The organism is Bartonella sp. AC329YNZD, assembly GCF_042196685.1.
GTDB lineage: Bacteria > Pseudomonadota > Alphaproteobacteria > Rhizobiales > Rhizobiaceae > Bartonella.
The window spans coordinates 1-1,249 of record NZ_JBHIQS010000076.1 but is presented as its reverse complement, the minus strand read 5'-3'; the positions used below and the strand labels follow the sequence as shown (position 1 = coordinate 1,249).

Annotated in this window: 2 protein-coding genes; both read right to left on the bottom strand. The window is 40.1% G+C overall.

Going from position 1 to position 1,249, the window contains the following annotated elements:
• Positions 1-968 (bottom strand): tyrosine-type recombinase/integrase (locus ACFIMW_RS09275; RefSeq protein ID WP_375667133.1); only part of this gene is annotated, 968 nt, incomplete at its 3' end.
• A 2-nt stretch (positions 969-970) separates the two neighbouring features.
• Positions 971-1,219: a hypothetical protein gene (locus ACFIMW_RS09270; RefSeq protein WP_375607578.1), complete on the bottom strand. Its 249-nt coding sequence runs from the start codon at positions 1,217-1,219 to the stop codon at positions 971-973.
• Between the last annotated feature and the right edge of the window lie 30 nt (positions 1,220-1,249).

Sequence of the window (1,249 nt, the reverse complement as noted above, 5' to 3'; positions counted from 1 at the left end):
GATGCCATTTTATCTTCTGTCCAGCCAAAAAGCGCTTTCATTTGCGAAACTGTCGCACCAGCATTGGCTGCACGTGTTGCTGCTAATTTTCGCAATCCGTGCGCTGATTTTTTAATACCCGCCGCATTACATGCTTCACGAAAGAGGTTGCCAAAACTTTCTTTGACAAGCTTATTTCCACCTTTACCACAAATAAATGTTTCATTACCTATGGGACCAATTTTAAGGGTTTCCTCTAGTTCTGGTAAAATAGGAAGAAAAACATCTGTTTTAAATTGGCTCTTTTCTGTTTTGAGATAAATGATATTATCTTTGACGTCTTTCCAGCCGATACGAACGGCATCACCACGACGCAAGCCTGTATAAAGAAGAACATCAATCCAGACGCGTTCATGTGTACCATGTGACCAACGGTGATAATATTTGTCTATGTCCTCTTCTAGCCATGGCAGTAATCCCTCACTGTTTAAAGATTTTGGTGCTTTTATATTAAAGGCAGGATTTCTATTTAAAAGGGCATTATCAACCGCCCAATTAAAGAGACCGTTTAAAGAGGTCAAAAAATGTTTTGCAGCCGCGGGGGTCTCTCGCCTTCTGTCTACGGCTTCAAGCATGTGTTGTTTGTTTATGCTTTTATATGCACGATTACCGATATGTTTAGAAACATTATTCAGAATTCGATATTTAACTTTTTTAGTAGATTCTGATTGATTATGCCATTGCATGCTTTGTAAATACTGATGCAACAACCAATCGAAAGACCCTTCTGTGAGTCTGGTACGCCTCTTTGTTTTGGAGGAGCCATTTTGAGCTTGCTTAAGAGCAAGCGTATAATTATCGACAAACTCTTGCGTTCCATAGGTTCCTTCAATCCGAAATCGTGGTCCATGACCAATACGTACATACCATATAACTTTACCATAGCGTGTACGTTCACGAACAAGATGCGGTGGACGGCGTTTTGGCATGGCTAAAACTTTATACCGTCAACAGAGGGACACGATTTGCTGGTATCGTAGTCTTTTTGTTCATTTTCAAGCGGTGGAAAATCGTCAATGCTATAAGTATTATCTATCGTTCTGGGTGTTACGATTTTATTGATATGAATTAATAATTCACCAGTAGGCTTGATTTCTACAACCTCTGCTCCTTGTTTTTTAGCTTCTCGTAAAGCACGTGCAATGGCTGGTTGTGTTATAGTAGGTGGGCGGTGTGCCATATCTGTTCCCCTTCATTTTAGATGCAATTC